The organism is Testudinibacter sp. 'clade 2' (assembly GCF_006227735.1).
Taxonomy (GTDB): domain Bacteria; phylum Pseudomonadota; class Gammaproteobacteria; order Enterobacterales; family Pasteurellaceae; genus Chelonobacter.
In genome coordinates this window covers 18,551-28,842 of record NZ_VDHB01000113.1, presented here as the reverse complement: position 1 = coordinate 28,842, position 10,292 = coordinate 18,551, and the positions used below count along the sequence as shown (strand labels likewise).

Below are 10,292 nucleotides of genomic sequence, written 5' to 3'. Positions count from 1 at the left end.
AAAGATTAACAGACCCTAAGATAAATTATACTCTCCTACTTCATCGCCACCCCCAACCACTTCACCATCTCTTTCTCACTCCACCCCTTACGCTCGGCATAATCTTTCGCCTGATCTTCATCAATGCGACCCAGCGTAAAATACTCACTCGCTGGGTGGGTGAAGTACCAGCCGCAGACAGATGCGGCGGGCCACATGGCGTAGCTTTCGGTGAGTTTCATGCCGATGCGTTGTTCTACTTCGAGTAAATCCCAAATCAGTTGTTTTTCGGTGTGTTCCGGGCAGCTTGGGTAGCCGGGGGCGGGGCGGGTGCCAAGGTAGTTTTCAGCAATTAAACTTTGATTATCAAAGGCTTCATCAGAATAGCCCCACACGTTGGTGCGGAGTTCAAAATGCAGATATTCCGCCATCGCTTCGGCGAGGCGGTCGCCGATGGCTTGCAGCAAAATCGCATTGTAATCATCGCCTGCGGCTTTGAAGCCATCCACCAAGGCATGTTCTTCCACCCCGGCACAGACGGCGAACATGCCTAAATAGTCTTGCTGACCACTGGCACGATCGGCGATATAGTCGCTTAAACACAGGTTATACGGGCTTTTGCTGTTTTTGCCCCGTTCCCCTTGTTGGCGTAGGTGATAGGCTTTGCCTGCCACTAAAGTGCGGTCGGAATCTTGATAAACTTCAATATCGTCGCCCACACGATGCGCAGGGAAAATACCCATAATGCCACTTGGATTTAATTTACCGTTTTGCTCAAATTCATCCAGCATCAGTTGTGCATCGTTCCACACTCGGCGGGCTTCTTCACCGCCTTCAGGATAATCAAAGGCATCGGGATAGCCACCCATTAAGCCCCATAAACGGAAAAACGGTGACCAGTCGATAAATTGGCGCAGCGTGGCAATCGGCACGTTTTTATATTCCACAATGCCGGTTTGCTTCGGTTGTGGCACGTTATAATCCGCCCATTCGCCACTAAAGGCATTGAAACCGTTGGCTCGGGCTTCCTCAATGCTCAACTGTTTGCGAGCCGGTTTGCGATTGGCAAAGGCATGTTGGATTTTCTCGTACTCTTTTTTCGTGCGTTGCCACAACTCCACCTTGCTTTCCGGGTTCATCAGTGCGGCACACACTGTCACCGCACGCGAGGCATTGGTGGTGTAGATCACTTCATGGGCGTATTTAGGGTAGAGTTTGATCGCCGTATGCTCTTTCGAGGTGGTCGCTCCGCCGATAATCACCGGAATATTCAATTTCAAGCGAGTGAGTTCGCCTAAAAAATATTCCATTTCATCCAGTGACGGAGTTATCAAGCCGCTCAAGCCGATGATGTCGGCTTTTTCGCGAAGTGCGGTTTCAATGATTTTATCCGCCGGCACCATCACACCTAAATCGATGACTTCAAAGTTGTTACATTGCAACACCACGCTCACGATATTCTTGCCAATATCGTGTACATCGCCTTTCACCGTGGCAATCACCACTTTGCCACTTGACGATCCTTTTTGTTTGGTGGCATTGATATACGGCTCTAAATAGGCGACGGATTGCTTCATCACCCGTGCCGATTTCACCACTTGCGGCAGAAACATTTTGCCGTCGCCGAACAGATCGCCGACCACGTCCATGCCTGCCATCAGTGGCCCTTCAATCACTTCCAACGGGGAGCTGAATTGTTGGCGTGCTTCTTCGGTATCTTCAATAATAAAATGGGTGATGCCTTTAACCAGCGCATGTTTTAAGCGCTCGGTCACGTCCCAGGTTCGCCATTCGGCAACGCCGGTATCCTCTTGCTCGCCACCTTGGTTGCGGTATTTTTCCGCAATTTCTAACAGACGATCGGTGGAATCTGCACGACGATTGAGCACCGCATCTTCCACCACATCACGCAGTTCGGAATCCAAATCATCATAGATCGCCAACTGCCCAGCATTGACTATCCCCATATCCATCCCAGCTTTAATCGCATGATACAAAAACACCGCATGGATCGCTTCACGCATAAAATTATTGCCACGTAACGAGAACGACACATTCGACACCCCACCTGAAATTTTAGCGAACGGCAGGGTTTGTTTAATCCGTGCGGTGGCGTTGATAAAATCCACGCCGTAGTTATTATGCTCTTCGATCCCCGTGCCGATAGCAAAAATATTCGGATCGAAAATAATATCTTCCGGCGGAAAAGCCAGTTGATCCACCAAAATCCGATAGGCACGGGTGCAGATTTCCACCTTGCGTTCTTCGGTATCAGCCTGCCCCACTTCATCAAATGCCATCACCACCACTGCCGCCCCATAACGGTGCACCGATTTGGCTTGGGCGATAAATTTTTCTTCACCCTCCTTAAGAGAAATGGAGTTGACAATGCCCTTTCCTTGAATAGATTGCAGCCCTGCTTCGATCACTTCCCATTTGGAGGAATCGATCATCACCGGCACTTTTGCCGCATCGGGTTCGGTCGCCATGATATTCAAAAAGCGTGCCATGCAAGCTTGTGAATCGAGCAACGCTTCATCCATATTCACATCGATCACTTGCGCACCGTTTTCCACTTGATCAATAGCAATTTCAATCGCCTCACTAAATTTATCTTCTTTAATCAAGCGCTTGAATTTGGCAGAACCGGTTACGTTGTTGCGTTCGCCCACATTCACAAACAGGCTGTTTTCATCAATGGTGAGCGGTTCAAGCCCCGATAAACGCATAGCGGTTTTCAAGTGCGGTAGCGGGCGAGGCGGGATGTTTTTCATGGCTTCACTAAACGCCTTGATATGCTCAGGCGTGGTGCCGCAACAGCCACCGACAATATTCAAAAAGCCGCTTTCCGCCCACTCTTTGAGCTGTGCCGCCATCTCTTCTGCTCCCAAATCGTAGCCACCAAAAGCATTTGGCAAGCCAGCGTTCGGGTGAGCGGAGACATAGCATTCGCTGATTTTCGACATCTGCTCCACATATTGCCGCAACTCTTTAGGGCCTAAGGCACAGTTCAAGCCGAAACTGAGCGGTTTGGCGTGGCGCAGCGAGTTATAAAACGCTTCCGTCGTTTGTCCGGAAAGCGTGCGTCCTGAAGCATCGGTAATCGTACCGGAAATCATAATCGGCAGTTTTACGCCTAATTCATCAAACACGTTTTCAATGGCAAACACCGCCGCTTTGGCATTCAGCGTATCAAAAATGGTTTCGATCATAATCAGATCTGCTCCACCGTTGATCAAGCCTCGAGTGGCTTGCGCATAGGCCTCGACCAGCTGCATAAAGGTGACATTGCGAAAGCCGGGATCATTGACATCAGGCGAAATGGAAGCGGTGCGGTTGGTCGGCCCCAACACCCCTGCCACAAAGCGCGGTTTATCCGGCGTGCTATACTGATCCGCCGCCAGCCGCGCCAGTTTTGCTCCGGCAAAATTCAGCTCATAAGCAATCGCTTCCAGATCATAATCGGCTTGCGCAATGGTGGTGGAACTAAACGTATTGGTTTCAATAATATCCGCTCCGGCTTCGAGATATTGCTCATGAATACGTTTAATCACTAACGGCTGGGTTAAGGTTAATAAATCGTTGTTGCCACGCAAATCAATTGAACTTTGTTTAAACCGCTCACCACGAAAATCTGCTTCTGTCAGTTTATATTGTTGGATCATCGTGCCCATCGCCCCGTCTAAAATCAAAATCCGTTGGGCAAGGGCTTGTTCAAGTGGCGTTTGTGCAAGTGAGGTTTGAGCGTGTGACATAGGCTGGCTTTCCATTAATAAATTCGATTAAAATTGTTCAAAGCATAGGTTTGGGGATAGGGTTTGTCAAATAAAAGTGCGGTTAGGTTTTCTGCTGCTCCTACACGTTCAATTAAAATTTCAAGCGTAGGTACGATTACCGATTGCGGTGAAACCGCTGTCGGAGTTAGAGAAATTTTCAGTACAATGAAAATCAAGGACGATTTCGGGATAATTTTCATTATAATGAAAATGACTTAAACACCAATCCCCCTCCATTAACAAAATTCATAGATATTATGAAAATTGTGATATTGCTTTTATATAGGAAAGCAGATAAAGTTTAACCATCTAGACGGCTAAAATAAAATATAAAAGGAACACCTCATGAGCTACGCCAAAGAAATTGATCACTTAAATCATTCCCTCGCCAATTTAAATGGTGAAATTAATGTCTCCTTTGAGTTTTTTCCGGCAAAAAATGAAAAAATGGAAACCCTGTTGTGGGACTCAATCCATCGTTTAGCGCCATTGAAACCGAAATTTGTTTCCGTTACTTATGGTGCAAACTCCGGGGAGCGCGACCGCACCCACGGTATTGTCAAACGGATTCAGCAAGACACCGGCTTAATTGCCGCACCGCACTTGACCGGTATCGATGCCACGCCGGATCAATTGCGTGTGATTGCGCAAGATTATTGGGACAGTGGCATTCGCAATATCGTTGCCTTGCGTGGCGATGAGCCGCCCGGTTATGCCAAACAGCCGTTCTATGCCTCGGATTTGGTGAAGCTGTTAAAAGAAGTGGCGGATTTTGATATTTCAGTGGCGGCATATCCGGAAGTTCACCCCGAAGCCAAATCGGCACAATCCGATTTATTACATTTAAAAGAAAAAGTCGCCGCCGGTGCAAACCGTGCTATTACGCAATTCTTTTTTGATGTGGACAGCTATTTGCGCTTCCGTGATCGCTGTGTGGCGGTGGGGATTGATGTGGAAATCGTACCGGGCATTCTGCCGGTCACCAACTTCAAACAACTGCAAAAAATGGCTACTCTGACCAATGTGAAAGTGCCGAGTTGGATGCCGAAAATGTATCAAGGTCTGGAAGACGATCAAACCACACGCAACCTGGTTGCCGCCAGCATCGCCATCGATATGGTGAAAGTGTTATCCAACGAGGGTGTGAAAGATTTCCATTTTTACACTTTAAACCGCTCGGAACTGACTTATGCGATTTGTCATATGTTGGGTGTTCGGGCGGCGGTATAACACGTTATAAAAATATACGCATTAAAATATAAATTACTCTAAGGAACCTATGAAAAAGAATCTTATCACCACCGCACTTTTGGCAACGCTGCCGTCATTAGCGATTGCCGAGCAAGAAACAACGACACTGCAACCGATCACCGTCTATTCGGCTTATGCCGCACCGGTTAATCAAGATCAAACCGCCTCCTCCGTCACCGTTTTAACCGAGCAAGACTTTGCCAATCGCGATGCAACTTATGTCAGCGACGCACTCAAGACCGTGCCAAGTATGGCATGGAGTGCCTCTGGCGGACGTGGGACGTTAAGCAATTTCTATTTGCGCGGTGCTGATGCCAACCATACGGCGGTGATTATTGACGGGGTAAAAGTCAATCCGGTTACCGGCTATGGTTTTGATTTTGGCGGCTTAAGCCTGAGTAATATCGATCGAATCGAAGTTTTGCGCGGCGAACAATCCGCCCTGTGGGGCAGCGATGCCATGGGCGGTGTGATTTATATTACCACCAAGAGCGGTCTGTACAAAGACAAGCCGTTTAATGTCGATTTTGATTTCGGCACTGGTTCACATGGCACCGTCAGCGGTTCCGCCACGCTTTCCGGTTATAATAATGGGTTCTACTATGCTCTACATGGCGATAGCCAACGAACTCGTGGTATTTCCGCTTATAGTGCCGATAGCTTTCATTACCGCAGCGAAAACGGCTCGTCGATCACTACAGGAGGAGCCAAAGAACGTGATAAATTCCACCGTGACAATGCCTCGTTACGCTTAGGTTATGATGCCGAGGATAAAGGGGTTGAAGTGCTGGCTGCACATTCCAGCCAAAACGTTCGTTTTGATAATAGTTATGCGGGCGAAACAGCATTCGATGACTACACCCGAACCCGTGATACCACCTTGAAATTAAGTGGTTACTTAGGCAACGATCAACAACTGTTCAAGCAACAAGCCAGCGTAAGCCACATTAAAACCGACAGCGATACTTTTAGCGCTTGGGCAAGCCGCTATGATGCGAAAAAACTGAATACCAATTATCAATTAGATATCAATTTTGATCGTGAAGGCGCAGTGAAACAAGCTGTCAGCATGCTGGCCGAATATCAACAAGCCAAATATGATTCCAGTTCTTATAGCACTGAAAAAAGCTTGATCGAAAAAAGTATTGCAACAGAATACCGTTTATTCAGCGAGCAAGATCACAGCCTTTCGATCAGCGGGCGTTTTAACGATAGCTCTGAATATAAAAATGCCTTTACCGGTCGCATTGCCGGAGCCTATCGGTTATCACCGAACATCAAGGCACACGCCAGTCTGGGAACCGCTATTCAAAATCCGACCATGACTGAATACTATGGTTGGAACAGCCGTTATCTGGCTAACCCTGAGTTAAAACCGGAACGCAGCCGTGGTGGTGACATTGGATTCTTACTTGAATCAAGCGATAAACGCCATAGCGTTGATGTGACTTATTTTGCACGCAATGTCGATCATTTAATCAGCAGTGAAGTGGTTGATTTAATCACCTACACCTCACGTGCGGTCAATGTGGACGGCACCAGCAAAATCCGTGGGGTGGAAATTGCGTATAACGGCAAATTGACTGACGTGTTGAACGCCTATGCCAACTACACCTATTTACGTGCAAAAGACAGCAAGCAGATGGAATTGGTGCGCCGCCCAAAACATACCGCAAATGCAGGTTTGGCGTATCAAATCACACAACAATTCAGCACCAATGTGAATATCTCTTATGTTGGAAAACGTATCGACAGCTATTATGATGAAAACACGTATACCTCATCACGAGTAAAAATGCCGTCTTATACACTGGTGAACCTCGGTGCCGATTATCAACTGAGTAAAAACCTCACCGTTTACACTCACCTCAATAATTTGTTCAATAAAAAATACGAACACACAGTGGGTTACGGGCAAGACGGACGCAACATTTATGTTGGCTTAAAAGGCAGTTTTTAGACGGTAAAATAGACATTATTTATATAGAACCGTAGGGGCAGATTGCATCTGCCCTAAATAAAACGCATTATTTAACAAGACGTATGCAATTTGCCCCTGCAATGATAAATATGAAATATAATCCAGACACACATAAACGCCATACCATACGCTTACCACATTATAATTATGCTTCTGAAGGGTGTTATTTTGTTACGCTTTGTTGTGCAGACAGGATGTCTTTATTTGGTCATATAGAGAATGACACCATGGTGCTTAATGAATATGGCAACATTGCTTATAACGAATGGCTGAATAATGCAAATAAACGAAAAAATATTGAATTAGATGAATTTATTATCATGCCAAACCATTTACACGGCATTATTACTATTACAGAAAATTTAAATCCGAATGACTCACAAACACCATTTTATATTTCCAGCAATACAATTGGTGCAATAATTAGAGGATATAAATCTGCTGTTACTCGAAAACTCGCACCATTTTTAGGTGATAAGATTTGGCAACGTAATTATTATGAGCATATTATCCGTGATGAAAAATCTTATGAGCAGATTGCCGAATATATCCAGCATAATCCATTTACATGGGAAAAGGATCGATTTTATATAAATATTCCAACTATAGGGGCAGATTGAATCTGCCCCCAATGATAAAACTACGAACGATAATAGGGCGGATGCAATCCGCCCCTACAAACCCCATTCTGATATATAATGAGATGAAATATAATTATTGAAGGCAGTTTCAACCCACCACAACATCAAATGAAAAAAATAATAAAAATTCTCACCGCACTTTGCCTTTGTGCACCGATTGCCCACGCCGAGCAATTCGTTTCGCTAACACTGTGCAGCGATCGCTTGCTGATCGAATTAGCTCGTCCGGAGCAAATTGCGGCAATGTCGCCTTATTCTACCAATCCGCTGATGATGTTGGATAAACTGAATCACGACAAACCGAGGCTGGAACCGCACTTGACCGCACTTTTGCCGTATTTGGACAAAACCGTGTTACTCAATGAACAGTTTTATCCGCAACTGGCTGCTGCGCTAAAACAGCTTGGCGTGAAGATTATTCCGGTCAACGACAGTCCGCAGACACCGGAGCAACTGTTTGCGTTTATCCTGCAATTGGGCGACATCACCCATAATCAAGCCCATGCTGCGCAGTTAGTCGCCACATTACAAGCCCAAAATTTTAATTTGAATCAAACATTAACTGAAACCCTGATTTTATCCGATACCGGCGTGGTGGAAAGTGATTTGCCGCAATATCAAACGCTATTAAAACTGCTTGGGCTGACCCCGCTGAAAAGTCATCTCAGCGCACAAAATTTTTCACTGGAACAGGTTGTGCGCAGTCAGCCCAATTTCCTGATTGTGCTAAGCGACAAACAGGGCTATAACACGCAAGCGGAGCTGCTTTCCCATCCGTTGTTGCAGCAGCTGTTCCAATCTCGTGCGCAAGCCAGCGCACCGCTGAAATATACTTACTGTTTCGATCACGGGGTGTGGCAGGGAGCAGCCTTACTTTATCAACAGTTGCTTTATCAACAATTAAATGAAAAACATGAATAAACTGAATCTGTTACTGCTCCTGCTGTTGCTGGGGATCAGCACGGCAGCCATGTATTACCAACTGGGCGATTTTGCTGCTTTGCGCAATGCCGAGGGCGTGTTGAGCGATATGCGCGGCTTAGTGCTGTGGGAAATCCGCTTGCCACGCCTCGGCTTGGCGATCGTGACCGGTGCCAGTTTGGCACTCGCCGGCAATGCGATGCAGGGCATCTTCCAAAATCCGCTTGCAAGCCCCGGTTTATTAGGCAGCACCAACGGTGCCACTACCGCCAGTGTGTTTATTTTATATTACTTTTCCGCCCCCTTGAGCCTGTTATTGTTAGGCGGTGTGACCGGTGCGTTGTTGAGTTTTTTATTGGTCTATCTGATCGCTAAAAATCACGGCACGACAATGATGATTTTAAGCGGTGTCGCAGTGAATATGCTGCTCGCTTCCGCCATTGCGTTGCTGCTTTCCAACGCCCAAAGCCCGTGGGCATTGGCGGAGCTGTACCGTTGGCTGCAAGGTTCGTTGGCATGGGCGAAAACGGACACCTTATTGTTATCATTAGCGATTATCTTGCTGGGTATTTTTTGCTTATATCGCCAACGGCATTATCTGGATCTGCTCACTTTTGGCGAAGAAACCGCCGGCACGATGGGCATTGATCCGAAAAAGAGCTTTTTTATCACCACCCTTGGCGTGGCATTATTGGTCGGCGCAGTGATTCCGCAAACCGGAACCATTGGTTTTATCGGCCTGATTGCACCGCACTTTGCCCGCCTGTTACTCAAAAAACGTCCGTCACAACTGTACGTCACCAGCGGGTTATTGGGCGCATTGCTGCTGTTGGTTGCCGATTTAAGCATTATCTATCTGCCGTTTTTTTCACATATTTATATCGGTACACTCACCGCCCTGATCGGCGCACCTTGCCTGATCTGGATTTTGCTGCAGCAACAACGGAGCATTTATCGTGATTAAGCTTGAACACCTCAGTTTCCCCTACGCCTTACAGGATATTACTTGCACGCTGGCACCAGGCAAATTGATCGGGATTATGGGGGCGAACGGTGCAGGCAAATCCACCTTGCTGAAAGCCATTGCCGGTATTTTGACGCCAAAGAGCGGTCAGATTTGGCTAAATAACCGCAAACTCAGCGACCTCAGCCCACAACAAAAAAGCCAACAATTAGCCTATCTTGCCCAAAACACACAGATTCATTGGGATTTATCAACGTATGATGTGATTGCGCTCGGCTTATTACCACCCTACTCCAACCTCTCTTCACACAACAAAGAGCAGCAAAAAGTGCGGTCAGTGGCAGAAAAATTTGCGGTAGCACCACTGCTTGATAAACCGTTCAAACAACTTTCCGGCGGCGAAAAAGCGCGGGTGCAACTGGCACGCTGCTGCATAAAAGAGGCACCTTTGCTGCTGGCAGACGAGCCGATTGCACCGCTCGATCCCTATTATCAGATCGACATCATGCAGCAACTGAAAGCCCTAACGCCCGACCGCACTTGTGTGATCGCCATTCATCACCTTTCGCTTGCCTACCGTTTCTGTGATGAAGTGATTTTACTTGGCGGCGGCAAAATCATTGCCAGTGGTGCAACCCAAAGCGTGCTGACCGAGCACAATCTAGCGGCTGCTTTTGGCATTCGGGCGCAGATTGATCCGCTGCGACGCGAGATTTTTGCAGTAGAGAAATCAACTAACTAGTGCGCTGCCAAATAATAACAAAAATCCAACCGCTATC

At 46.9% G+C, this 10,292-nt stretch carries 7 protein-coding genes; 6 read left to right on the top strand and 1 reads right to left on the bottom strand.

Annotation, left to right across the window (positions count from 1 at the left end; translation table 11 throughout):
* Positions 1 to 35: 35 nt before the first annotated feature.
* On the bottom strand, positions 36 to 3,734 hold the full coding sequence (gene metH, locus FHQ30_RS09170) for a methionine synthase (RefSeq protein ID WP_139610820.1): 3,699 nt from the start codon (positions 3,732 to 3,734) through the stop codon (positions 36 to 38).
* Positions 3,735 to 4,100: 366 nt separating this feature from the next.
* Between metH and metF the strand changes: the two genes are divergently transcribed.
* The 6 genes from metF to FHQ30_RS09140 all read left to right on the top strand — a co-directional run bounded on the left by metF (position 4,101) and on the right by FHQ30_RS09140 (position 10,255).
* Positions 4,101 to 4,985 (top strand): methylenetetrahydrofolate reductase, encoded by an 885-nt coding sequence (metF, locus tag FHQ30_RS09165; protein WP_139612296.1) that lies wholly within the window; start codon positions 4,101 to 4,103, stop codon positions 4,983 to 4,985.
* 49 nt (positions 4,986 to 5,034) lie between these two features.
* A complete protein-coding gene (locus FHQ30_RS09160) occupies positions 5,035 to 6,966 on the top strand; it encodes a TonB-dependent receptor plug domain-containing protein (RefSeq protein ID WP_139612297.1) in 1,932 nt (643 codons plus the stop codon).
* 83 nt (positions 6,967 to 7,049) lie between these two features.
* A complete protein-coding gene (locus FHQ30_RS09155) occupies positions 7,050 to 7,607 on the top strand; it encodes a transposase (RefSeq protein ID WP_267965293.1) in 558 nt (185 codons plus the stop codon).
* A 129-nt stretch (positions 7,608 to 7,736) separates the two neighbouring features.
* The gene (locus FHQ30_RS09150) at positions 7,737 to 8,549 is read left to right on the top strand and encodes a substrate-binding domain-containing protein (RefSeq protein ID WP_139612119.1); all 813 of its coding nucleotides are present in this window, start codon (positions 7,737 to 7,739) and stop codon (positions 8,547 to 8,549) included.
* On the top strand, positions 8,533 to 9,513 hold the full coding sequence (locus FHQ30_RS09145) for a FecCD family ABC transporter permease (RefSeq protein ID WP_139612118.1): 981 nt from the start codon (positions 8,533 to 8,535) through the stop codon (positions 9,511 to 9,513). The genes FHQ30_RS09150 and FHQ30_RS09145 overlap by 17 nt, the downstream gene beginning before the upstream one ends.
* Complete coding sequence (locus FHQ30_RS09140; protein ID WP_139612117.1) at positions 9,506 to 10,255, top strand: ABC transporter ATP-binding protein; 750 nt, start codon at positions 9,506 to 9,508, stop codon at positions 10,253 to 10,255. Before FHQ30_RS09145 ends, FHQ30_RS09140 begins: the two co-directional genes overlap by 8 nt.
* Positions 10,256 to 10,292: the final 37 nt, after the last annotated feature.